This window comes from Candidatus Methylomirabilota bacterium (assembly GCA_035260325.1).
Taxonomy (GTDB): domain Bacteria; phylum Methylomirabilota; class Methylomirabilia; order Rokubacteriales; family CSP1-6; genus AR19.
The window spans coordinates 15457-39220 of record DATFVL010000055.1 but is presented as its reverse complement, the minus strand read 5'-3'; the positions used below and the strand labels follow the sequence as shown (position 1 = coordinate 39220).

The following is a 23764-nucleotide window of genomic DNA, read 5'->3' as shown; positions in this document are numbered from 1 at the left end:
GCGCCGTGGTCGTCAACGGGCGCGAGCGCTGGGCGTGCCGCACGCGCCCGTCGGCTCGCTACGCGACCCGAACGTGGCAGTCGTCAACATGACTTGCCAGACGGAAGACTAGGTCACGGGCGGCGCCGGCGCCGGGAGCGGCGGCGGCTTGGGGGGCGGGGACGGCGTCGGGCGCCGACGCAGGATCGAGCCCGCGATCAACGCGGCGGTGAGCGCCACGAGCCCGAGGAACCCCGCCAGCGCCAGCGCGACCTCGCGCTCGCGAAGGAGCGGTGGAAGCGTCGTGGCGGGCTCGAGCCACGTGAGGCCGAGGAACAGGCCCACGTTCACCGAGACGAGCAGGAGCGCCAGGTAGACGACGTCGCGCCGGCCGACGTCGAGCCCGCGCCAGCGGAGGAGCCAGCGACCGAGTGTCGCGGCCGCGGCGGTCGCGCCGAGCGCCAGCGCGAGGAAGATCGCGGCGAGGAGCGCGGCCAGGAGCAGCACGAAGGGGCCACCGAAGAAGGCGGCATCCATCGCGCCCGGCGTGCGCCACGCCTTGGCGAGCGACGCGACGAGATCGAGGGCCTCCCGGAGAAACGCGTAACCGACCGCCGCGCCCGCGAGCTCGGCCGCCAGGATCGCCAGCAGGACGGCCGTCGTCACGGCGTTACGCCGGGCGCGGCGCGACGAGCGCCGGACGGCCGTGGGGAAGCGACATACGAGTGGCGGTAGTATAGCGCCGATGCTGCGGACGCTCCGGGTCTTCCGCTGGTCGCCGGGCGAGGCCGAGCGCGTGCAGGAGTACCGCGTGACGGCCGCGGCCGACACGACGGTGCTCGACGCGCTCGTCGAGGTCCAGCGCGGCGAGGATCCGACGCTCGCCTTCCGCTACGCGTGCCGCGTGGGGATGTGCGGCTCGTGCGCCGTGGTCGTCAACGGGCGCGAGCGCTGGGCGTGCCGCACGCGGCTCGCCGCGCTCGCCGACGGCGCCGTGAGCGTGCGGCCGCTGTACCACTTCCCCCTGCTCCGCGACCTCGTCGTGGACATGCGGCCCTTCGACGCGCGGCTCCGCGCCGCGGGCGCGGCGTTCACCCCGCGGCCGGCGGCCGAGCCGTACGCGGCCGTGTCCGGCACGTCGCGCGAGCGGCGCGACGTCGACGCCGCGATCGAGTGCATCGGCTGCGGCATGTGCGTGTCCGCGTGCACGGTCGTCGCGCACAACGCGCGGTTCCCCGGGCCCGCGGCGCTCAACCGCCTGCTCACGCTCGAGCTCGACTCGCGCGACGGCGGGGCCGCCGCCCGCTGGTCGGTGCTCCTCTCCGACGACGCCCTCGCCCGCTGCCACGGCCAGGGCGGCTGCACCGAGGTCTGCCCGATGGGCCTCGAGCCGTCGGCGTCCATCGCCCGCCTCCGCCGCCTCGCCGTCCGCCGGCTCGTCGGCCTGTGATCCGGCTCGCCGAGCTGACGTCGCGGCCTGGGTGGATTTCACGAAGGCGCTCGCGCTCGGCGCGCCGCGCCGTCCTTGACGCTGACGGCGCGGCGCGTTAAATTGCATGTCGTTCGGCCGGCGCGCCTTCGCTCGCAGCCCGCGTCGCCAGGTGTCAGAATCACCTTGAGGAGGCGTTGATGTCCGCGGAGCAGGTCCGCTCCCTGTACGCGTCGATGCCGGGCCGCCTGGCCCGCGCGCGCGCGGCGTTCGGGCGGCCGCTCACGCTCTCCGAGAAGATCCTCGTCGCCCACTGCTGGGATTTCGAGGGCCAGACGTGGGCGCGCGGCAAGGCGATCCTGCGACTGCGCGTCGACCGCGTCGGCCTGCAGGACGTCACCGGCCAGATGGCGCTGCTCCAGTTCATGCACTCGGGGCGCAAGCGCGTCGCGGTCCCGACGACGCTCCACTGCGACCACCTGATCCGCGCCGAGAGCGGCAGCGCGGACGACCTCGCGCGCGCGATCCGCGAGAATCAGGAAGTCTACGACTTCCTCCACTCGGCGGCGAAGAAGTACGGCATCGGGTTCTGGAAGCCGGGCGCGGGCATCATCCACCAGGTCGTCCTCGAGAACTACGCGTTCCCGGGCGGGCTCATGATCGGCGCCGATTCCCACACGCCCAACGGCGGCGGCCTCGGCATGCTTGCGATCGGCGTGGGCGGCGCCGACTGCGGCGAGGTGATGGCGGGGCTCCCGTGGGAGGTGCTCGACCCGAAGCTCGTCGGCGTGCACCTCACGGGGAAGCTCGCGGGCTGGACGGCGCCGAAGGACGTCATCACGTACCTCTGCACGCTCCTGACCGTCAAGGGCGGCACCAACAAGATCGTCGAGTACATCGGTCCCGGGGCGGACTCCATCAGCGCGACCGGCAAGGGGACGATCTGCAACATGGGCGCCGAGCTCGGCGCGACCACGTCGGTCTTCCCGTTCGACGCGCGCATGGCGGCGTACCTGCGCGCGACCGACCGCGCCGACCTCGCGACGCTCGCCGAGGAGGTCGCGGAGCACCTGCGGCCCGACCCGGAGGTCCTCGCGGAGCCGCAGAAGTTCTACGACGAGCTGGTCGAGATCAATCTCGACACGCTCGAGCCGCACGTCGTCGGGCCGCACTCGCCCGACCGCGGGCGGCCCATCTCGACGCTGGCCGACGAGGTGAAGGCGAACGGCTGGCCGGCGAAGATCACCAACGCGCTGATCGGCTCGTGCACCAACTCCTCCTACGAGGACATGCGCCGCGCCGCGCACATCGCGGCGCAGGGGATCAAGGCCGGGCTCCGCGCGAAGGTCCCGTTCTGGATCACGCCGGGCTCCGAGCGGATCTACCAGACGATCAAGCGCGACGGGATCATCGAGACCTTCCAGAAGATCGGCGGCACCGTGCTCGCGAACGCATGCGGGCCGTGCATCGGCCAGTGGAAGCGGGGCGACGTCAAGACCGGCGAGACGAACACGATCGTCTCGTCGTTCAACCGGAACTTCCCCGGCCGCAACGACGGGAGCGCCGCGACGCTTTCCTTCCTCACGAGCCCCGAGATCGTCACCGCGCTCGCCTTCGCGGGCACGCTCGAGTTCGACCCTGTGCACGGCACGATCCCCGACGGGCAGGGTCGCGCGTTCCGCCTCACGCCGCCCGAGGCCGAGGAGCTGCCGCGCGACGGCTTCGCCGGCGGCGCCGAGGGCTACGAGGAGCCCGCGGCCGACGGCGACGCAATCCAGGTGATCGTCCGCCCGGACAGCGAGAGGCTGCAGATTCTCGAGCCCTTCGCGCCGTGGGACGGCAAAGACTTCGTGGACCTGCCGATCCTCGTGAAGACCAAGGGCAAGACGACGACCGACCATATATCGCCGGCCGGGCCCTGGCTCCGCTATCGCGGCCACCTCGCCAAGATCAGCGACAACATGTTCCTCGGCGCCGTGAACGCGTTCACCGGCGAGGCCGGGAAGGGCGTCAACCCCCTGACGGGCGGCGCGCCGCAGCCGTTCGCGAAGATCGCGCGCGAGCTCAAGGCCAAGGGCGTCCGGTGGGTGGTCATCGGCGGCGAGAACTACGGCGAGGGCAGCAGCCGCGAGCACGCGGCGATGTCGCCGCGCTATCTCGGGTGCGCGGTGGTGCTCGTCAAGAGCTTCGCGCGCATCCACGAGACCAATCTCAAGAAGCAGGGCGTCCTGCCGCTCACGTTCAAGGACCCGAACGACTACGACCGCTTCGAGGCGCAGGACCGCGTCAGCGTGACCGGCCTCGCGGCGCTTCGGCCCGGCCAGCCGGTGAGCGTGACGATCAAGAAGCCCGACGGCCGCGGCGAGACCATCGAGGCGCTCCACAGCCTCACCGACGAGCACATCACCTGGTTCAAGGCCGGGTCGGCGCTCAACGCCGCCCAGGGGGAGCGGACGTGATGGCGGGCAGGGTCAAGATCCCGAAGGGTGGCAAGATCACGATCGAGCACGGGAAGCTCCGCGTCCCGGACGACCCGATCATCGCGTTCATCGAGGGCGACGGCACCGGCCCCGACATCTGGCGCGCCTCGGTGCGCGTGCTCGACGCGGCGGTCGAGCAGAGCTACCGCGGGAAGAAGAAGATCGCGTGGGCCGAGGTGTACGCGGGCGAGAAGGCCCAGGCGGTCTACGGCAAGGACTGCCCGCCGAACCTCCTGCCGGAGGAGACGCTCGACGTCATCCGCGAGTTTCTCGTGGCGATCAAGGGCCCGCTGACGACGCCCGTCGGCGAGGGCTTCCGCTCGCTGAACGTCACGCTCCGCCAGGTGCTCGATCTCTACGTCTGCCTCCGCCCGGTCAAGTACTTCAAGGGCGTGCCGTCGCCGGTGAAGCGGCCCGACAAGGTGGACATGGTGATCTTCCGCGAGAACACCGAGGACATCTACGCGGGCATCGAGTGGGAGCAGGGGACGCCCGAGGCGAAGAAGGTGGTGGACTTCCTCCAGAAGGAGATGAAGGTCACCAAGATCCGCTTCCCCAATACCTCGTCCATCGGCGTCAAGCCCGTCTCCAAGGAGGGCTCCGAGCGGCTGATCCGCGCCGCGATCCGCTACGCGATCGAGAACAACAGGAAGAACGTGACCCTCGTCCACAAGGGGAACATCCAGAAGTACACGGAAGGGATGTTCATGAAGTGGGGGTACGCGCTCGCCAAGCGCGAGTTCGGCGACAAGACCGTGTCGTGGGACGACTGCGGCGGCAAGCCGCCGGCCGGCAAGATCCTCATCAAGGACGCGATCACGGACGCGTTCCTCCAGCAGATCCTCACCCGGCCCGACGAGTTCGACGTGATCCCGGCCCCGAACCTCACGGGCGACCTGATCTCGGACGCCCTCGCCGCGCAGGTGGGCGGGATCGGGATCGCGCCCGGCGCCAACATCAACTACGACACCGGCCACGCGCTCTTCGAGGCGACGCACGGCACCGCGCCGAAGTACGCCGGCCAGGACAAGGTCAACCCGGGCTCGGTGATCCTCTCGGGCGAGATGATGCTGCGCTACATGGGCTGGACCGACGCGGCCGACCGGATCATCGCGGGCCTCGAGAAGACGATCCAGTCCAAGGTCGTCACCTACGACTTCGCGCGCCTGATGGACGGCGCGACGGAGGTGAAGTGCTCGGAGTTCGGGACGGCCATCATCCAGAACATGGCGAAGCTCTAGCCGGGACGGGGAGACGGGCATGCAACTCGGCAAGGCGGAGATCCTGAGCACGGAGCACCCGAGGCCCAAGATCACGGTGGTGGGCGCCGGCAACGTCGGCGCCTCCGTCGCGCAGTACGCCGTCGAGCGCGAGCTGGGCGACGTCGTCCTCGTGGACGTCATCGAGGGCGTGCCCCAGGGCAAGGCGCTCGACCTCGCGCAGGCGGGGCCCATCCACGGCTACGACGCGAGGCTGATCGGCTCGAACACCTACGAGGAGACGGGAGACTCGGACATCGTCGTCATCACCGCGGGGCTGGCGCGGAAGCCCGGCATGACCCGCGACGACCTCCTCGCGAAGAACGCCGAGATCGTCGGGAGCGTCGTGGACCAGGTCGTCGGGCGCTCGAGGAACGCGATCCTGATCCTCGTCACGAACCCGCTCGACGCGATGGTCCAGCTGGCGTGGAAGCGATCGGGCTTTCCCCACCGGCGGGTGATCGGCATGGCCGGGGTGCTCGACTCGGCGCGCTTCCGCACCTTCATCGCGCAGGAGCTCCGCGTGTCCGTGGAGAACGTGCACGCGTTCGTGCTGGGGGGCCACGGCGACAGCATGGTGCCGCTGCCGCGCTACTCCACGGTCGCCGGCATCCCGATCACCGACCTCCTGCCGAAGGACAAGATCGACGCGCTGGTGCAGCGCACGGCCAACGGCGGGGCCGAGATCGTGAATTACCTGAAGACCGGCAGCGCCTACTACGCGCCGGCGGCCTCGGTGGTCGAGATGGTCGAGGCCATCCTGAAAGACAAGAAGAAGATCCTGCCGTGCGCGGCGTACCTGGACGGCCAATACGGGGTGCGGGGCCTCTACGTCGGCGTGCCGGTGAAGCTCGGCCGCGCGGGCGTGGAGCAGGTGATCGAGATCACGCTCAGGCCGGACGAGCAGGCCGCGTTCGACAAGTCGGCCGCCGCCGTGCGCGAGCTGGTCGACAAGCTCAAGCTGTAGGAGGCGAGCATGGCGAAATACATGCCGGACGGCTACCACACGGTCACGCCCTATCTCACGGTTCGCGGCGCCGCCCAGGCGATGGAGTTCTACAAGCGGGCGCTGGGCGCCCAGGAAATCGAGCGCATGACGAGCCCGGACGGCAAGTACGTGATGCACGGCGAGCTCAGGATCGGCGATTCCGTGATCATGCTGAGCGACGAGATCCCGGGGCGGAGCACGTGCCGGGCGCCGCAGTCGCTGGGCGGCACGACCTGCCTGCTCTTCCTCTACGTGCCCGATGTGGACAAGGCCTTCAGGCAGGCGGTGGACGCCGGGTGCAAGGCGACCCGGCCGCCGGCCGACATGTTCTGGGGCGACCGCTACGGCCAGGTCGAGGATCCCTTCGGCAACCAGTGGGGCCTCGCGACCCACACGGAGGATCTCGCGCCCGACGAGATCGCCAGGCGCGCCCGGGCGGCCTTCGCGCAGACACAGAGCGGGAAGACGTAGGGCATGCGCGACATCCACACGAGCGCGATCACCGACGCGGTCAAGAAGCTCTGCATGAACGCCAATCTGGAGCTGGAGCCTGACATGCTCCGCGCCTTCGACCGCGCGCTCTCGACCGAGCGATCGCCCGCGGGAAAGCAGGTGCTCCAGATCCTGAAGCAGAACGCCGAGATGGCCCGGACCCGGCGCATCGCGTACTGCCAGGACACGGGCTTCGTCGTCTGCTTCGTCGAGCTGGGCCAGGACGTTCACGTGACGGGGGGCGGCCTCGATGAGGCCATCAACGAGGGCGTCAGGCAGGGCTACACGGAGGGCTACCTCCGCGCCTCGATCGTCCGCTCGCCGTTCGATCGCGTGAACACCGGCGATAACACACCGGCCGTCATCCACGTGGACGTCGTCCCCGGAGCCACCCTGAAGATCATGGTCATGGCCAAGGGGGGCGGGTGCGAGAACCGGTCGAAGTACAAGATGCTCACGCCCGCCGAGGGTGTCGCCGGCGTCAAGGAGTGGATCATCGAGTGCGTCAAGACGGCGGGGCCCGACGCGTGCCCGCCGCTCATCCTGGGCGTCGGCGTCGGCGGGACCTTTGAAAAATCGGCGATCCTCTCCAAGAAGGCCCTCTTCCGAGAGCTCGGCTCGTCGAACCCCGACCCGCAGCTCGACGTGCTCGAGAAGGAGCTGCTCGACCGCGCCAACCGCCTCGGGATCGGCCCACAGGGGTACGGCGGCGACACGACCGCCTTCGGCATCCACATCCTCACGTATCCCTGCCACATCACCTCGCTCCCCGTCGCCGTCACCATCGAGTGCCACGCGCACCGGCACAAGGAGGCGACGCTGTGAGCGTCACGACGGGGGCCGACGGGATCAAGGAGGTGAGGACGCCGCTCAGCGACGCCGACGTCGAGTCGCTGAAGGCGGGCGATCGCGTGCGGATCACGGGCGTCCTCTATACGGCGCGCGACGCCGCGCACGGCCGGCTCTTCCCGCTGATCGAGAAGGGCGAGAAGCTCCCATTCGACCTGCGCGGCCAGATCATCTATTACACGGGGCCGTCGCCGGCGCGCCCGGGCGACGTCGTGGGCTCGATCGGCCCGACGACGGCGAGCCGGATGGACAAGTTCACGCCCGCGCTTCTCCAGCTCGGGCTCAAGGGGACGATCGGGAAGGGTTACCGCGGGCAAGCGGTGAAGGACGCGCTCCGCCAGCACAAGGGTGTCTACTTCGGCGCCATCGGCGGCGCCGGCGCGGTGCTCTCGCAGTTCGTGAAGAAGCTTTCGATAATCGCCTACGAAGACCTCGGCACCGAGGCCATCCGTCGCCTCGAGGTCGAGGCTTTTCCGGCCATCGTCGTCAACGACTGTCACGGCGGCGACCTCTATCAGGACGGGATGAAGGCGTACGCGCGGGAGGAACCATGATCGGTCACATGGTCCCGCCGTTCCACTCGTTGTGCCGCCCCGCCTGACCGTCCTCCACCAGCCTGTGCGGTGAGTGTCGATCGACATGGATCACGACGGACTCCTGCGTGCTCGGGGAACGTGTGCCCCCCGACGATGAACGCCAGCGCGGTGATGACCCTCTGGAGCACCTCGATCGGGAAGAAGGCGGTGATGGCGGTCACCGGCGTGATCCTGGTCGGCTTCGTCATCGGCCACATGCTGGGGAACCTCAAGGTCTTCCAGGGCGAGGAGAAGTTCAATGCCTACGCCGCCTGGCTGCGGGAGATCGGCAGCCCCGCGCTCGGTCACGCGCAGGCCCTCTGGCTGGCCCGCCTCGTTCTCCTCACGGCGACCGTGCTCCACATCGTCGCCGCCGTCCAGCTGACCCGGATGAGCTATGCCGCACGGCCGGTGAGCTACGACAGGAAGGAGGCGATCGGCTCGACGTACGCGTCGCGGACGATGCGCTGGGGCGGCCTGATCATCACGCTCTTCGTGATCTACCACCTCCTCCACTTCACCTTCGGAGCGGTCGGCTTCGCGCCCGGGCAATACACGACGACGTCGGTCTACCGCAACGTCGTGATCGGGTTCTCGGTCTGGTACGTGTCGGCCTTCTATCTCGCCGCGATGATCGCGCTCGGGCTCCACATCTACCATGGCGTGTGGAGCGTGTTTCAAACGCTCGGCCTGAACACCTCCAGGGCGGATCGCGTCTACCGGGCGCTCGCCACCGTCTCGTCGCTGGCGGTCGTGCTCGGCAACGTCTCGGTTCCCGTCGCCGTGCTCACCCGTGTGGTCAGATGACCCGGCGATGATCGGCTCGACGTCGCCGAACCTCGTCGACGGCAGGCTCGACGCGAAGATCCCGCCGGGGCCGATCGAGCAGAAGTGGGAGCGCCACCGCTTCGACATGAAGCTGGTGAGTCCGGCCAACCGGCGCCGCTACACGGTCCTCGTCGTGGGCTCGGGCCTCGCGGGAGGCGCCGCGGCGGCCTCGCTCGGCGAGCTGGGCTACAACGTCAAGTGCTTCTCCTATCACGACAGCCCGCGCCGCGCCCACTCAATCGCCGCCCAGGGCGGCATCAACGCGGCGAAGAACTACCGGAACGACGGCGACAGCGTGTTCCGGCTCTTCTACGACACGGTGAAGGGCGGCGACTTTCGGGCGCGCGAGGCCAACGTCTACCGGCTGGCCGAGCTCAGCCTGAACATCATCGACCAGTGCGTCGCGCAGGGAGTCCCCTTTGCCCGCGAGTACGGCGGGCTCCTCGACACCCGCTCCTTCGGCGGCGCGCAGGTCTCCCGCACCTTCTACGCCAGGGGCCAGACGGGACAGCAGCTGTTGCTGGGGGCGTATCAGGCCCTGGAGCGGCAGGTCGGCCTCGGCACGGTGACCATGGACACGCGGGCGGAGATGCTCGACCTCGTCGTCGTCGACGGGCGCGCCCGTGGCATCGTGACGCGCGACCTCGTCACCGGCGCCGTCGAGTCGCACGCCGGCGACGCCGTGGTCCTGGCCACCGGTGGCTACGGGAACGTGTTCTACCTCTCGACCAACGCGAAGGCGTCGAACGCGACGGCGATCTGGCGCGCGCACAAGCGCGGCGCCTTCTTCGCCAACCCGTGCTTCACGCAGATCCACCCGACGTGTATCCCGGTGAGCGGCGAGCATCAATCGAAGCTCACGCTGATGAGTGAGTCGCTGCGCAATGACGGGCGCGTGTGGGTGCCGAAGAAGGTCGGTGACACGCGGCCGCCGGACCGGATCCCGGTCAGCGAGCGCGACTACTACCTGGAGCGGAAGTACCCGAGCTACGGCAATCTGGCGCCGCGCGACGTCGCCTCACGCGCGGCCAAGGAAGTGTGCGACGAGAAACGCGGCGTCGGCCCCGGCGGGCGCGGGGTCTACCTCGACTTCGCCGACGCCATCGAGCGTTTCGGCGAGCCGGTGATCCGCGAGAAGTACGGCAACCTCTTCGAGATGTACGAGCGCATCACCGGGGAGAACGCGTACCGGGTCCCGATGCGGATCTACCCCGCCGTCCACTACACGATGGGCGGCCTGTGGGTCGATTATGACTTGATGTCGACCATTCCGGGGCTGTTCGTCGCCGGGGAGGCGAACTTCTCCGACCACGGCGCGAACCGCCTCGGCGCGAGCGCCTTGATGCAGGGGCTGGCCGACGGCTACTTCATCCTGCCCGGCACGCTCGGTGACTACCTGGCGCGCGTCAGGCCGGACACGATCGACGCGGGCCATCCCGCATTCAGGGCGACCGAGGTCGAAGTCTCGGCGCGCGTGCGGCGAGTGCTGAGCGTCGGCGGCAAGCGCACGGTCGACTCGTTTCACCGGGAGCTCGGGCAGCTCTTGTGGGACTACTGCGGCATGGCGCGCAATGAGGCCGGGCTCCACCACGCGCTCAGGAAGATCCCGGAACTGCGTGCCGAGTTCTGGGAGAACGTACGCGTGCTCGAACGGAACGAGGAGCTGAACCAGTCGCTCGAGAAGGCGGGTCGGGTGGCGGACTTCCTCGAGCTGGGCGAGCTCATGTGCATCGACGCGCTCCAGCGCGCGGAATCGTGCGGCGGCCACTTCCGCGAGGAGAGCCAGACCCCGGACGGGGAGGCCCTGCGCGACGACGAGCACTTCGCCTACGTGGCGGCCTGGGAGCACACCGGCACGCTCGCCCGGCCGAATCTCCATAAGGAGCCGTTGCACTTCGAGTACGTCCACCTGACCCAGCGAAGCTACAAATGAAGCCCCGCGCGCCTCGGGCACGCCACCTACGGATTCAATGAACCTGACCCTCAGGGTGTGGCGGCAGAAGAACGCGAACGACCGTGGCCGCTTCGTCACCTACGCGGCGAAGAACATCACTCCGGACATGTCCTTTCTCGAGATGCTCGACGTCGTCAACGAGGAGCTGATCGATCGCGGCGACGCGCCGATCGCGTTCGAGCACGACTGCCGCGAGGGCGTCTGCGGCGCCTGCGGCTTCATGATCAATGGCGTCGCGCACGGACCCAAGCGCTCCACCACCGTCTGCCAGCTCCACATGCGGAGCTTCCGGGACGGCGACCGCCTGACCGTCGAGCCGTGGCGCGCCAGGGCGTTCCCGGTCATCAAGGATTTGATCGTCGATCGGAACGCCTTCGACCGGATCATCCAGGCCGGCGGCTTCATCAGCGCGCCGACGGGCTCGGCGCCCGACGCCAACGCGATCCTGGTCCGCAAAGAGAATGCGGACCTCGCCTTCGACGCGGCCGCCTGCATCGGCTGTGGCGCCTGCGTCGCCGCGTGCCCGAACGCCGCCGCCATGCTGTTCACGGCGGCGAAGGTGTCGCACCTCGGGCTCCTGCCGCAGGGGCAGCCCGAGCGCCACGAGCGCGCGCGCAACATGGTGGCCGCGATGGACCGGGAGATGTTCGGGAGCTGCACGAACATCGGCGAGTGCGAGGCCGTGTGCCCCAAGGAGATCGACCTCTCCTTCATCGCGCGAATGAACCGCGACCTGATCGCGGCGAGCCTCCGAGGCCTGAGGGCCTTCATGCCTTGACGGCGGTGGGGCCGGCAGCGTAGTGTCCTTCTGACCCATGGATCTGTTCGCTTGCGACGTGCTCGTGGTGGGCGGCGGGGGAGCTGGCCTGCGCGCCGTCATCAACGTCGCCGAGACGCATCCGAACCTCCGCGTCGCGGTGATCTCCAAAGTCTATCCCATGCGAAGCCACACGGTGTCGGCGGAAGGTGGCGCCGCCGCGGTGATCAAGGCCGGCGATAGCCTGGACGCGCACGCGTACGACACCATCTCCGGGGGCGATTGGCTCTGCGACCAGGACGCGGTGGAGGCCTTCGTCAGGGAGGCCCCCGAGGAGATGCTGCGGCTGGAGCACTGGGGCTGTCCCTGGAGCCGGGAGCCCGACGGCCACATCGCCGTGCGTGCCTTCGGAGGCATGAAGATCGAGCGGACCTGGTTCGCCGCGGACAAGACCGGCTTTCACATGCTCCACACGCTCTTCCAGACCACCCTGAAGTACGACGCGATCGAGCGATACGACGAGTGGTTCGTCACGCAGCTCCTGGTGGACGAGGGGCGCTGCCAGGGGGTCGTGGCCATCGAGCTCGGCACCGGGAAGATCCAGGCCATCACCGCCAAGGCGGTCATTCTCTGCACGGGCGGCTGCGGCAAGGTCTTCCCTTTCACCACGAACGCCAGCATCAAGAACGGCGACGGCATGGCCCTCGCCTATCGCGCGGGGGCGCCCCTCAAAGACATGGAGTTCGTCCAGTACCATCCCACCGGGTTGCCCTTCACCGGGATCCTGATCACCGAGGCCGCCCGCTCCGAAGGAGGCTGGCTCCTCAACAAGGACGGCTACCGCTACCTCCAGGACTACGACCTCGGGAAGCCCGAGCCCAAGCCGGTGCTGCGTTCCATGGAGCTCGGCCCTCGCGACCGGCTCTCGCAGGCGTTCGTCAAGGAGCAGGAGAAGGGGCGCACGCTCGAAGGACCGTACGGCCACTACGTCCACCTCGATCTCCGCCACCTGGGAGCGCAGCTGATCGACACGAAGCTCCCCTTCGTCCGGGAGCTGTGTCTCAAGTACCAGAACATCGATCCGGTCAAGGAGATGATCCCCGTCCGCCCCGTCGTCCACTACATGATGGGCGGCATCTCGACCGACATCCACGGGGCCACGCCGCTGCCGGGGCTCTACGCGGCCGGCGAGGCCGCGTGCGTGAGCATCAACGGCGCGAACCGGCTCGGGTCGAACTCGCTCACCGAAATCCTGGTCTTCGGTGCGCGGGCCGGCAAGGCGGCCGCCGCCTTCGCCGTCGCGCAACGGGCACCGAGCCCGTCGGTCCTCGCCCAGGCCCACGACGAAGAGAGGCGGCTCGAGGAGAAGTTTCTGCGCAAGACGGGCGGGCGGGAACGGATCGCCACGCTGCGGGCGGAGATGCACGAAACCATGGAGGAGGGTACGGGCATCTATCGGACGGGCGCCACGCTCGAAAAGGCGGCGGAAAAGCTCCAGAGCCTCCAGGAGCGGTTCCGCGACCTGGCACTCGACGATAGGAGCTACACCTTCAACACGGAGTTGACCGCGGCCCTCGAGCTCTCCTACATGCTGGATGTCGCCGAGGCGATCGTTCAGTCCGCGCTGCGCCGCCGGGAGTCCCGCGGCTCCCACCAACGCACCGACTACCCGAAGAGAGACGACAAGGAGTTCCTCGGGCACTCCCTGGCCTACCGGACGGTGGACGGCCCTCCCCGCATCGAATACCTGCCGGTGACCATCACGCGCTGGCCGCCGGGCCAACGCGTGTACGGGAGGTAGAGACGAATGCTGTCAACAGTCGCCCTCACGGTGGCGCGCTATCGCCCGGAGCAGGAGTCGGAGCCCACCTTCCAGACCTATGAGGTTCCGTTTCGGAAGGACTGGGTCGTCCTCGACGCCCTCAACTACATCAAGGACCGGCTGGACGGCTCCCTGTCGTTCAGGTGGTCCTGCCGGATGGGTGTCTGCGGCAGTTGCGGGATGAAGGTGAACGGCTCGCCGAAGCTCACCTGCGCGTCGTTCCTGTCGGAGGCCCTCCCCGGCCCCATCCGCGTGGAGCCGCTGGACTACTTCCCGATCGTGCGCGACCTGGTCGTGGACCTCTCCGACTTCATGCGCAAGCTCAAGAAGGTGAAGCCCTGGATCGTCCGAAAGGACGAGCGGCCGCTCGCGGAGGGCGAGTACTTACAGACGCCCGACGAGCTCGACGCCTACAAGCAGTTCAGCATGTGCATCAACTGCATGCTCTGCTACTCGGCGTGTCCCATCTATGGGCTCGAACCCGGTTTCATCGGTCCGGCGGCCATCGCCCTGGCCCAACGCTACAACATGGACTCGCGGGACGAGGGGGCGCCGGAGCGGCTCGAGATCCTCTCCGAGCCCGACGGCATCTGGCAGTGCACGTTCGTCGGGGAGTGCACGAAGGTGTGCCCCAAGCACGTGGATCCCGCGGGCGCCATCCAACAGTACAAGCTCACGGGGGCCATTCACTGGCTCAAGTCGCTCCTCCTCCCCCGGGGAGCGGGATGAAGGCCGAGGCTCGCTACACCCCGTACCATCCGCGGTGGTACCGTCGTCGCGTCTCGGTCTGGTGGTGGCTCCAGAACCGCGCCTACACCGGCTTCGTGCTGCGCGAGCTCACCTGCGTCTTCGTCGCGATCTTCGCCGCGGTCTCACTCTGGCAGCTCTGGGCCGTCGCCCAGGGCCCTCACGCGTACGCGCGATTCCTCGCTCGCCTGGGAACGCCCCTCTTCATCGCCCTGCACGGCGTCGTGTTTGTCTTCGTCCTCCTCCATTCCATCACGTGGTTCAACCTGGCTCCCACGGCCATGGTGGTGCGGCTCAGGGGCAAGCGCGTGCCAGATTGGGTTATCGTCGGCCTGAACTACGCGGCCTGGCTGGCTCTCTCCGGGGCCGTGGCCGTGATCATGCTGCGGGGGCGATAGATGCCGAGGTCGATCACGCCGTTTCTGTGGCTCCTGTTCAGCGCGGGTGGAACGGTCGCCGCGCTCCTTTTCCCAATCCATGTCTTGCTGACCGGCTTGGCCGTTCCGCTCGGATGGCTGGACGCCCCGAGCTACGAGTCGGTCCGCGGCCTGGTCAGGCACCCGGTGGCGCGGCTCTACCTCTTCGTCTTCATCGCCCTGCCCCTCTTCCACTGGGCCCATCGCTTTCGCTACACGCTCTACGATGGCCTGCAGGTCAAACACCTGACCCCGCTCATCGTCGTCCTGTGCTACGGCACGGCTCTCGCGGCGACCGTCATGGCCGCGTACATCTTGTGGACCATCCCGTAGCACGCGGGGGGCGGGGGAGGGCGTGATGTTCGAGCTCAAGCCGCTCACCAGGGAGGCGATCCCCAAGGCGCTCGAGAAGGCGGAGCGGTACCGGCTCCTCAATGAGCCCGCGCAGGCCGAGAGCATCTGCCTCGACGTGCTGCGAATCGACCCGGAGCACCAGCAGGCGCTCGTGATGCTGCTCCTGGCCGTCACCGACGAGTTCGAGCAGGGGGTGGCCGACGCCGTCACCCGGGCCCGGGAGGTGTTGACCCGTCTCGCTGACGAGTACGAGCGCCTCTACTACGCCGGGATCATCGCCGAGCGGCGGGCCAGGGCCAAGCTCCAGCATGGCGGCCGCGGGTCCGAGTTCGTCGCGTACGAGTGGTTGCGGGAGGCGATGACCTGGTACGAGAAGGCCGAGGCCCTCCGACCTCCGGGCAACGACGACGCGCTGCTCCGGTGGAACACGTGCGCCCGCATCCTGATGCGCAACCCGCATCTCCAGCGTGGCCCGGAGGATCGCTCGGAACCACCGCTGGAGTAGCCGCCCATACGAAGCGTGCGGCACGAATCGGGAAGGCACTGGCGATGAAGATCCACGAGCACCAGGCGAAGGCGCTGCTGCGCGAGTTCGGCGTGCCGGTGCCGAACGGCGAGGTCGCGACCTTGCCGGCCGACGCGAAGATCGCCGCCGCGCGGATCGGCGGGAAGGTCGTCGTGAAGGCGCAGGTGCACGCGGGTGGGCGCGGCAAGGCGGGCGGGATCAAGCTCTGCGACGGCGCCGCCGCCGCCGAGGCCGCGGCGAAGCAGATCCTCGGCATGCGGCTCAAGACGCCCCAGACGCCGCCCGAGGGCATCGAGGTGCGCGCGGTGCTGGTCGAGGAGGCGTCGGCGATCGAGCGCGAGCTCTACCTGTCGATCACCCTCGACCGCGGGCGGGCCGCGCACGTGGTGATGGCCTCCCAGGCCGGCGGCATGGAGATCGAGGAGGTGGCCGCGCGGACGCCAGAGAAGATCCTCCGTGAGTGGGCCCACCCGGCGCTCGGCCTCGCCGACTTCCAGGCGCGGCGCCTCGCGTTCGGCCTCGGGCTCGCGGGCGACTCCTTCAAGCAGGGCGTCGGGCTGATCAAGAGCCTCTTCACGCTCTACCTCGCGAAGGACTGCTCGCTCGCCGAGATCAACCCGCTCGTCGTCACCAAGGACGGCCGCGTCCTCGCCCTCGACGCGAAGCTCGACTTCGACGACAACGCGCTCTCCCGCCACAAGGAGCTGGTCGAGCTCCGCGACGTCCGCGAGGAGGACCCACTCGACGTCGAGGCGTCGAAGCACGGCCTCAACTACATCAAGCTCGACGGCAACGTCGGCTGCATGGTCAACGGCGCCGGCCTCGCGATGGCGACGATGGACATCATCAAGCTCGCGGGCGGCGAGCCGGCGAACTTCCTGGACGTCGGCGGCGGCGCCTCGCCCGAGCAGATCGAGAACGCGTTTCGGATCCTCGCCTCCGATCCGAGCGTGAAGGCCGTGTTCATCAACGTGTTCGGCGGGATCCTCCGCGTGGACCGCCTCGCCGAGGGCGTGATCGCCGCGATCCGGAAGCTCGGGCTCACGCTGCCCGTCGTGCTCCGCGCGGAGGGGACGAACGTGGAGCTCGGCAAGAAGATGCTCGCCGACTCGGGCCTGCCGCTCGTGATGGCCGACGACATGGGCGACGGCGCCCGGAAGGTCGTGGCGCTCGCGAAGGGGGCGCGGTGAGCGTCCTCGTCTCGAAGGCCACGCGCGTGGTCGTCCAGGGCATCACGGGCCGCGAGGGGGCGTTCCACGCCGCGCGCTGCAAGGAGTACGGCACGACGGTCGTGGGCGGCGTGACGCCGGGGAAGGGCGGGACGACCCACGAGGGGTTTCCCGTCTGGAACACGGTCGAGGAGGCGGTGCGGAGCGAGGGCGCCAACTGCGCCCTCATCTTCGTGCCGCCCGCCGCGGCCGCCGACGCGATCATGGAGGCCGCCGCCGCCGGCGTGCCCCTCGTCGTGTGCATCACCGAGGGCATCCCGGTCGCCGACATGGTCCGCGTGAAGCACTACCTCGCCGAGAAGCCGACGCGCCTGGTCGGGCCGAACTGCCCGGGCGTCATCACGCCGGGCGAGGCGAAGGTGGGCATCATGCCGGGCCACATCCACAGGCCGGGCCCGGTCGGCGTCGTCTCGCGCAGCGGCACCCTCACCTACGAGGTCGTCGGCCAGCTCACGCGCCGTGGGATCGGCCAGTCCTCGTGCGTGGGGATCGGGGGCGATCCCGTGAACGGCACGACCTTCGTTAACGTGCTCGGCCTTTTCACCGACGACCCCGGCACGGAGGCGATCATGCTGATCGGCGAGATCGGCGGGACCGCCGAGGAGGAGGCGGCCGCCTTCATCCGGAGCCACGTCAAGAAGCCCGTCGTCGCGTTCATCTGCGGCCAGACGGCGCCGCCCGGACGCCGCATGGGCCACGCGGGCGCGATCATCGCGGGGGGGAAGGGCACCGCGGCCGAGAAGATGACCGCACTCGAGAAGGCGGGCGCCACGCTGGTCCGGAGCCCGGCCGACATGGGCGCGACCGTCGCCAAAGTCCTCGGGAAATGAGCGGCGTCATGCGGAACGCAGCCGCCACGGATCTTGAACAGGGCACGTCCCGAGTGCCGCCGGCCTCGCGGCTCCCGTTACAATGACGATCGAGCGCACGCTCGCGATCATCAAGCCCGACGCCGTCGTCAAGGGCGTCGCCGGCCAGATCCTCGCGCGCATCGAGAACGCCGGCTTCAAGGTCCTCGCGGCGAAGATGCTCCACATGACGCTCGACCAGGCGCGGGGCTTCTACGCCGTCCACAAGGACCGCCCGTTCTATGCGAGCCTCTGCGCGTACATGACCCAGGGGCCCTGCATCGCGATGGTGCTCGAGGGGGAGAACGCGATCCAGCGCTGGCGCGACCTCATGGGCGCGACGGACTTCACCAAGGCGGCGCCCGGAACGATCCGCAAGGACTTCGCCTCGTCCATCGAGGCCAACGCGGTCCACGGCTCCGACTCGCGCGCGACCGCGGCGGTCGAGCTCGCGTACTTCTTCGCAGGCCTCGAGATCTTCCCCCGGTAGCGCCTCAGCGCGCGGCGCCGCGCATGGAGGCGGGCTGGCCCGGCAGGGTGAACCGCCTGCCCGTGTTCGTCACCCTCGTGCCGTCCACCTTCAGGATCGACACGTCGCGGTCGGTGTAGTTGCCGACGTAGATGTACTTCCCGTCCGGGCTGAAGACGACGCCCTCGGGCAGGCCGCCCACCTCGACCTCGCCGACCTTCGTGACCTTCTTGCCGTCGATCTTCAGCACGGCGACCTTGCCCGCCTTGTTGGCGAACCAGGCGTTCTTCGGCACGGCGGCGCTCCCGTTCAGCAGGATCGCGACCGCGATCTCGCCCGTCGGGCTGATCGCGAATCCTTCGGGCGCGTCCCCGACGACGACGCGGTCGATCACGCGCGGCGGGCTCGCCTCGAGGTCGATCACACTCACCGTGTCCACGTGGCCGTCGGAGCTGCCGGCGTTGCCGTTGTCCGCGGTGAGCGCGAGCTTGCCGTTCGGCGTGATGTCGATGTTGTAGGGCCAGAGGCCGACGGGCATGTCGTACTTCGTGTAGGTCACCTTCTGGCCCTCGATCTCGAGCATCGCGACCTTGTGGCCCGGGAACTTGACCGCGAACGCGCGCTTGCCGTCGGGCGTGATGGCGACGGCCGCGACCATCTCGCCCATCGGCACCGTGTCGATCAGCTTCACCTCCTTGCCCTGGATCGAGAGCACGCTGATCGAGTTGTCGGCGCGGTTCGTGACCAGGGCCAGGTCGCCGGCCCGGTTGATCGCGAGACCGGACGGCTGCTTGCCGACCTCGACGGTCGCGATGTGCGCGGGCGGGCTGGTCGTGAGGTCGATGACGTAGAGCTTGTTGTCGGGCACGTTCTTCCAGGCGCCCCCGTCCTGGACGACGTCGAACGAGTTGGCGACGAGGGCGAGCCTGCCGTCCGGCGTGATCTGGAGGTTGGTCGGCGGGCCGAAGACCGAGTTCATCAGGGACAGGCTCGCGACGATCCGCGGCGACTCGCGGTTGCCGATGTCCACGATCGAGATCGTGTCCTTCCCGGGGGCCCGGACCACCACCTTCCCGGCGTCGTCCCAGCCCACCTTCTCGTCGTTGCCGACGATCATCAGCTGGCCGGCCGCCCAGGAGGCGAACGTGAGCGAGCACACGAGCAGGAGCGCCGCGGTGAGCCACGTCGCGCGTGAAGGCTGCATGGTCGTTCCCTCCAGGTGATGTCGGGATGGTCGCGCTCGGCCGACGGGCCGTGAGACGCGATGCTATGCGCCGCCGCCCGCCACGTCAACCGGGGCGTTGACGCGCCGCGACGCCGGCGCGGCGATTCCGATAGAATCTCCGGCGTGAGGGACCTGCCGGAGCGCTTCAACGCCGCCGTCTTCTTCGTGGACCGCCACATCGCCGAGGGCCGCGGCGGCCGCACCGCCTTCCGCGCCGCCGGGCGCTCGATCGGCTACGCGGAGCTCGCCGAGCGCGTCGATCACGCGGCGGCCGCGCTCGCGAGCCGGGGCGTCGAGCTCGAGCACCGCGTGCTCCTGGTCCTCGACGACACGCCGGCGTTCGCCGCGGCGTTCTGGGGGGCCGTGAAGCTCGGTGCCGTGGCGGTGCCGGTCAACACGCTGATGACGGACGCCGAGTACGAGTTCCTCCTGAACGACAGCCGCGCGAGGGCGGTGCTGGCGGAGGACGCGATCGCCGCGCGGCTCCGCGCGCTGGGCGGACGGTGCCCGTGGCTCCGCGCGGTCCTCGCACCGGGCGACCTCGAGCGCGAGGCCGGCGCGCGTGTCGAGCCGGCGGCCACGTCGCGCGAGGACGTCATGTACTGGGGCTACACCTCGGGCTCGACGGGCCGGCCGAAGGCGGCCGTCCATACCCATCAGAACTTCGTCCGCGCCGCGGAGCTCGTCGGCTCGGGCGTCTTCGGCATCGGCCCCGACGACCTCACGTACTCCGCCTCGAAGCTCTACTTCGCCTTCGGCCTCGGCAACGCGCTCTACTTCCCCGCGCTCGCGGGGGCGGCGTCGGTCCTGGTACCGGAGCGGACGACGCCCGAGCGCGCGTTCGAGGTGATCGCCGCCGAGCGGCCCACGATCTTCTTCGCCGTCCCGACCCTCTACGCGCGGATGCTCCAGGTGGCCGAGGCGGAGCTCCGCTTCGACCTCTCCTCGCTGCGCTTCTGCGTCTCCTCGGGCGAGGCGCTGCCGCCGGCGATCTTCGACGCCTGGGCCGATCGGTTCGGCCTCGAGCTCGTCGAGGTCGTCGGCTCCACCGAGGCGCTCCACGACTTCATCGCGAACCGGCCGGGCAAGGCGCGGCGCGGCTCCGCCGGCCAGGTCGTCCCGGGGTTCGAGGCGAGGCTCGTGGACGACGCGGGCCGGCCCGTCGGGCCCGGCGTCGCCGGCCACCTCCTCGTCAAGGGGCCGACGACGTCGCCCTTCTACTGGAACCGCCTCGACCGGACGCGCGCGACGATGCTCGGCGAGTGGCTCCGGACGGGCGACGTGTTCGTCCAGGACGAGGACGGCTGGTTCACGTTCGCAGGCCGGGCGGACGACATGGTGAAGGTAGGCGGGCGGTGGGTCGCGCCCGCGGAGGTGGAGGCGTACCTCGCCGAGCATCCCGCCGTGCTGGAGGCGGGCGTGGTCGGGCGCTCGGGCGCCGACGGGCTCACGCGGATCCACGCGGCGGTCGTTCTCACGGAGGGCGCCCGGGCGTCGCCCGGGCTCGCCGAGGAGCTCAGGGGCTTCGTCGCCGGCCGCGCGCCGGGCTACAAGGTGCCCCACGCGATCGAGTTCGTCGCGGAGCTTCCCAAGACGGCGACGGGCAAGGTCCAGCGCTTCCGCCTGCGGACCGAGGAATGAAATGACGGCGCGGCGGATCCGCAAGGTCCTCGTCGCGAACCGCGGGGAGATCGCGGTCCGGGTCATCCGCGCCTGCCGCGAGGCGGGGATCGCGTCCGTGGCGGTCTTCTCCGAGGCCGACCGGGAGGCGCTCCACGTCCAGATGGCCGACGAGGCCTACCCGATCGGGCCCCCGGCCCCGGCCGAGAGCTACCTCGCGATCGACCGGCTCGTCGCGGCCGCCAAGGAGGCCGGCGCCGACGCGGTCCACCCGGGCTACGGCTTCCTCGCCGAGAACGCGGCCTTCGCCGAGGCGTGCGCCGCCGCCGGCCTCGCGTTCATCGGCCCGCCGCCCGCGGCGATCCGCGCGATGGGGGACAAGACCTCCGCGCGCCGGATCGCGCGCGACCTGGGCGTGCCGATGGTGGCGGGCACCATCGAGCCGCTGGCGCCGGACGCCGATGCGCGCGTGGCGGCGCGCGGGATCGGCTATCCGCTGATGCTCAAGGCCGTGCGGGGCGGGGGCGGCAAGGGGATGCGCCTGGTCCGGCAGGAGGGCGAGCTCGAGTCGGCGCTCAGGATGGCGCGCAACGAGGCCGCCGCGGCCTTCGGCGACAGCGCAATCTACCTCGAGCGCTACGTGGCCGAGCCGCGCCACATCGAGATCCAGGTGCTCGCCGACGACCACGGGCACGTGATCCACCTCGGGGAACGGGAGTGCTCGATCCAGCGGCGCCACCAGAAGCTCGTGGAAGAGTGTCCCTCGCCCGTGGTGGACGCGGCGATGCGCTCACGGATGGGCGAGGCGGCCTGCCGGATCGCCAGGGCCGCCGGCTACGTGAACGCGGGCACCGTCGAGTTCCTCGTGGACGCCGAGCTGAACTTCTACTTCCTCGAGATGAACACGCGGCTCCAGGTCGAGCACCCCGTGACCGAGATGGTCACCGGGATCGACCTCGTCCGCGAGCAGCTCCGCATCGCCGCCGGCGAGCCCCTCCGCGTGACGCAGGCCGACGTCGCCTGGCGCGGCGCCGCGATCGAGTGCCGCATCAACGCCGAGGACCCGTTCGGCGGGTGGCTGCCGTCGCCCGGCACGCTCACCGCGCTCCGCGCGGCCACGGGCCCGTGGGTGCGCGACGACTCCGGCGTCTACGAGGGCTACACGGTGCCCGGCGTCTACGACACGCTCCTCGCCAAGCTGATCGTCTGGGGCGCCGACCGCGCGGCCGCGATCGATCGCATGGCGCGCGCCCTCGCCGAGTACAAGGTGGTCGGCGTGCGCACGACGATCCCGATCCTCGCCCAGATCGTCGCGCACCCGGACTTCCGGGCGGGCCGTCTCTCCACGGGCTTCCTCGACCGGATCCTGCCCGCCATCCGGACGGCCGCGGGCCGGTTCCGGTCCGTCGCCGTGATCGCCGCGGTCCTCGCCGAGTACGAGCGCCTCGGCCACGCGACCATCGCCGAGTCCGTCGCGCCGCGCGACGCCTGGCGCTCGAGCCCGCCGCTCACCGTGTGGCGGGAGCGGACGCGATGAAGCATCGTTCCAGTGGAATGGACCGCGTCGTGCGGAACGGAGCCGCCACGCATCTCACCCAGGGCACGTCCCGAGTGCCCCCGGCCTCGCGGCTCCGTTAAATGAAATTCGCGGCGACGCTCGGCGACGCGGTCGAGATCGTCGAGGTCACCGGCGAGCGCGGGCGCTACCGGGTGACCCTCGGCGGCGAGGTCTGGGAGGTCGACGCGCGGCTCACCGCGCAGGGCATCTACTCGCTGCTGATCGCCGGCGTCTCCCACGTCGCCGACGTGACGGACCGCGACGGCGCGTGCGTCGTGGACGTCGGGGACGAGACGTACGTGATCCGGGTCGAGGAGCAGACCCGATACGTGATCCGCACCCGGGGCGGCGCCGCGGGCGGCCGCGCCCACCAGACGCTGGTCGCGCCGCTGCCCGGCAAGATCACCCACGTCGCCGTCCGGCCGGGCGACACGGTCGCGGCGGGGGACACGCTCCTTGTCATCGAGGCCATGAAGATGGAGAACGAGCTCCGCGCCGGCGCGCCGGGCACCGTCGCCGAGGTGCGCGTCCGGGCCGGCCAGACCGTGAACGCGGGCGACGTCCTGCTCATCATTGACTAGAATGGGCGTCGCCAGTCCCCGGACCGAGGGCGAGCGCATGGCCGAGACGGTGATCGAGTTCAAGCGCGTCAATAAGTGGTTCGGCAAGCTCCAGGTTCTCCGCGACATCGACCTGGCGGTGCGCGCCGGTGAGGTCGTCGTCGTGTGCGGCCCGTCGGGCTCGGGGAAGAGCACGCTGATCCGCTGCGTGAACGCGCTCGAGCCGATCCAGGAGGGCGAGCTCGCCGTCCTCGGCGAGTCGCTCACGAAGCCGGGCGTCAACCTCTCGGCCCTCCGCACGCGCGTCGGCATGGTGTTCCAGTCGTTCAACCTCTTTCCGCACATGACCGTCCTCGAGAACATCATGCTGGCGCCGATCAAGGTGCGCGGCCTCGCGCGCGCCGAGGCCGAGAAGCTGGCGCGCGCCCTCCTCGAGCGCGTGCGCATCCCCGACAAGGCGGGCGTGTACCCGGCGAACCTCTCCGGCGGGCAGCAGCAGCGGGTGGCGATCGCGCGGGCGCTCGCGATGCAGCCGCGGATCATGCTCTTCGACGAGCCCACCTCCGCGCTCGACCCCGAGATGATCAACGAGGTGCTCGACGTCATGACCGACCTCGCGAAGGAGGGCATGACGATGATGTGCGTCACCCACGAGATGGGCTTCGCCCGGCGCGTCGCCCACCGCGTCGTCTTCATGGACGCGGGGCAGGTGGTCGAGGAGGCGGCGCCCGAGGCGTTCTTCGCCTCCGCGCGATCCGAGCGCGCCCGGGAGTTCCTCTCGAAGATCCTCACCCACTGAA

At 69.9% G+C, this 23764-nt stretch carries 24 protein-coding genes; 22 read left to right on the top strand and 2 right to left on the bottom strand.

All coding sequences use genetic code 11. The annotated features are described in order from the left end of the window. Window positions 1-108: 108 nt before the first annotated feature. Window positions 109-645, bottom strand: coding sequence for a hypothetical protein (locus VKG64_03950; GenBank protein HKB24186.1), 537 nt, complete (start codon window positions 643-645; stop codon window positions 109-111). A gap of 79 nt (window positions 646-724) precedes the next feature. On the opposite strand from VKG64_03950, the gene VKG64_03945 reads away from it, so the two are divergent. From VKG64_03945 to ndk, 18 genes are all read left to right on the top strand, one after another. Beyond that, entirely contained in the window at window positions 725-1429 is a 705-nt protein-coding gene (locus tag VKG64_03945) for a succinate dehydrogenase/fumarate reductase iron-sulfur subunit (protein HKB24185.1), read from the top strand. 179 nt (window positions 1430-1608) lie between these two features. Next, the gene (locus VKG64_03940; protein ID HKB24184.1) at window positions 1609-3867 is read left to right on the top strand and encodes an aconitate hydratase; all 2259 of its coding nucleotides are present in this window, start codon (window positions 1609-1611) and stop codon (window positions 3865-3867) included. Further along, on the top strand, window positions 3867-5129 hold the full coding sequence (gene icd, locus VKG64_03935; protein HKB24183.1) for an NADP-dependent isocitrate dehydrogenase: 1263 nt from the start codon (window positions 3867-3869) through the stop codon (window positions 5127-5129). Before VKG64_03940 ends, icd begins: the two co-directional genes overlap by 1 nt. A gap of 19 nt (window positions 5130-5148) precedes the next feature. After that, a complete protein-coding gene (mdh, locus tag VKG64_03930) occupies window positions 5149-6114 on the top strand; it encodes a malate dehydrogenase (GenBank protein ID HKB24182.1) in 966 nt (321 codons plus the stop codon). 9 nt (window positions 6115-6123) lie between these two features. Continuing rightward, the gene (locus VKG64_03925; GenBank protein HKB24181.1) at window positions 6124-6606 is read left to right on the top strand and encodes a VOC family protein; all 483 of its coding nucleotides are present in this window, start codon (window positions 6124-6126) and stop codon (window positions 6604-6606) included. Window positions 6607-6609: 3 nt separating this feature from the next. Beyond that, the gene (locus tag VKG64_03920; protein HKB24180.1) at window positions 6610-7452 is read left to right on the top strand and encodes a fumarate hydratase; all 843 of its coding nucleotides are present in this window, start codon (window positions 6610-6612) and stop codon (window positions 7450-7452) included. Continuing rightward, on the top strand, window positions 7449-8030 hold the full coding sequence (locus VKG64_03915) for a Fe-S-containing hydro-lyase (protein ID HKB24179.1): 582 nt from the start codon (window positions 7449-7451) through the stop codon (window positions 8028-8030). The genes VKG64_03920 and VKG64_03915 overlap by 4 nt, the downstream gene beginning before the upstream one ends. A gap of 135 nt (window positions 8031-8165) precedes the next feature. After that, a complete protein-coding gene (locus VKG64_03910) occupies window positions 8166-8858 on the top strand; it encodes a succinate dehydrogenase cytochrome b subunit (GenBank protein ID HKB24178.1) in 693 nt (230 codons plus the stop codon). Window positions 8859-8865: 7 nt separating this feature from the next. Beyond that, window positions 8866-10812 carry a fumarate reductase/succinate dehydrogenase flavoprotein subunit gene (locus tag VKG64_03905; GenBank protein HKB24177.1) on the top strand — a complete coding sequence of 649 codons (1947 nt, stop codon included), beginning with the start codon at window positions 8866-8868 and terminating at the stop codon, window positions 10810-10812. A 37-nt stretch (window positions 10813-10849) separates the two neighbouring features. Continuing rightward, complete coding sequence (locus VKG64_03900) at window positions 10850-11611, top strand: succinate dehydrogenase/fumarate reductase iron-sulfur subunit (GenBank protein HKB24176.1); 762 nt, start codon at window positions 10850-10852, stop codon at window positions 11609-11611. A gap of 37 nt (window positions 11612-11648) precedes the next feature. Then, on the top strand, window positions 11649-13391 hold the full coding sequence (frdA, locus tag VKG64_03895) for a fumarate reductase (quinol) flavoprotein subunit (protein ID HKB24175.1): 1743 nt from the start codon (window positions 11649-11651) through the stop codon (window positions 13389-13391). Between the two features lie 6 nt (window positions 13392-13397). Then, complete coding sequence (locus VKG64_03890) at window positions 13398-14141, top strand: succinate dehydrogenase/fumarate reductase iron-sulfur subunit (protein HKB24174.1); 744 nt, start codon at window positions 13398-13400, stop codon at window positions 14139-14141. Next, window positions 14138-14557 (top strand): fumarate reductase subunit C, encoded by a 420-nt coding sequence (locus tag VKG64_03885; protein HKB24173.1) that lies wholly within the window; start codon window positions 14138-14140, stop codon window positions 14555-14557. The genes VKG64_03890 and VKG64_03885 overlap by 4 nt, the downstream gene beginning before the upstream one ends. Then, window positions 14558-14908 carry a fumarate reductase subunit FrdD gene (gene frdD / locus VKG64_03880; GenBank protein ID HKB24172.1) on the top strand — a complete coding sequence of 117 codons (351 nt, stop codon included), beginning with the start codon at window positions 14558-14560 and terminating at the stop codon, window positions 14906-14908. 22 nt (window positions 14909-14930) lie between these two features. Continuing rightward, complete coding sequence (locus VKG64_03875) at window positions 14931-15434, top strand: hypothetical protein (GenBank protein ID HKB24171.1); 504 nt, start codon at window positions 14931-14933, stop codon at window positions 15432-15434. Between the two features lie 44 nt (window positions 15435-15478). Continuing rightward, the gene (gene sucC, locus VKG64_03870) at window positions 15479-16645 is read left to right on the top strand and encodes an ADP-forming succinate--CoA ligase subunit beta (protein HKB24170.1); all 1167 of its coding nucleotides are present in this window, start codon (window positions 15479-15481) and stop codon (window positions 16643-16645) included. Next, window positions 16642-17514, top strand: coding sequence for a succinate--CoA ligase subunit alpha (gene sucD, locus VKG64_03865; protein HKB24169.1), 873 nt, complete (start codon window positions 16642-16644; stop codon window positions 17512-17514). Before sucC ends, sucD begins: the two co-directional genes overlap by 4 nt. Window positions 17515-17596: 82 nt before the next feature. Continuing rightward, entirely contained in the window at window positions 17597-18022 is a 426-nt protein-coding gene (gene ndk / locus VKG64_03860) for a nucleoside-diphosphate kinase (GenBank protein ID HKB24168.1), read from the top strand. A gap of 4 nt (window positions 18023-18026) precedes the next feature. On the opposite strand, the gene VKG64_03855 is transcribed toward ndk, so the two are convergent. Continuing rightward, entirely contained in the window at window positions 18027-19205 is a 1179-nt protein-coding gene (locus tag VKG64_03855; GenBank protein HKB24167.1) for a YncE family protein, read from the bottom strand. Between the two features lie 144 nt (window positions 19206-19349). Between VKG64_03855 and VKG64_03850 the strand changes: the two genes are divergently transcribed. The 4 genes from VKG64_03850 to VKG64_03835 all read left to right on the top strand — a co-directional run bounded on the left by VKG64_03850 (window position 19350) and on the right by VKG64_03835 (window position 23763). Continuing rightward, on the top strand, window positions 19350-20867 hold the full coding sequence (locus VKG64_03850; GenBank protein HKB24166.1) for a benzoate-CoA ligase family protein: 1518 nt from the start codon (window positions 19350-19352) through the stop codon (window positions 20865-20867). 1 nt (window position 20868) lies between these two features. Next, window positions 20869-22383, top strand: a complete 1515-nt coding sequence (gene accC, locus VKG64_03845; GenBank protein ID HKB24165.1) for an acetyl-CoA carboxylase biotin carboxylase subunit — start codon at window positions 20869-20871, stop codon at window positions 22381-22383. Window positions 22384-22484: 101 nt separating this feature from the next. Then, entirely contained in the window at window positions 22485-22985 is a 501-nt protein-coding gene (locus VKG64_03840; GenBank protein HKB24164.1) for a biotin/lipoyl-containing protein, read from the top strand. Window positions 22986-23034: 49 nt separating this feature from the next. Then, on the top strand, window positions 23035-23763 hold the full coding sequence (locus VKG64_03835) for an amino acid ABC transporter ATP-binding protein (GenBank protein HKB24163.1): 729 nt from the start codon (window positions 23035-23037) through the stop codon (window positions 23761-23763). Window position 23764 lies beyond the last annotated feature (1 nt).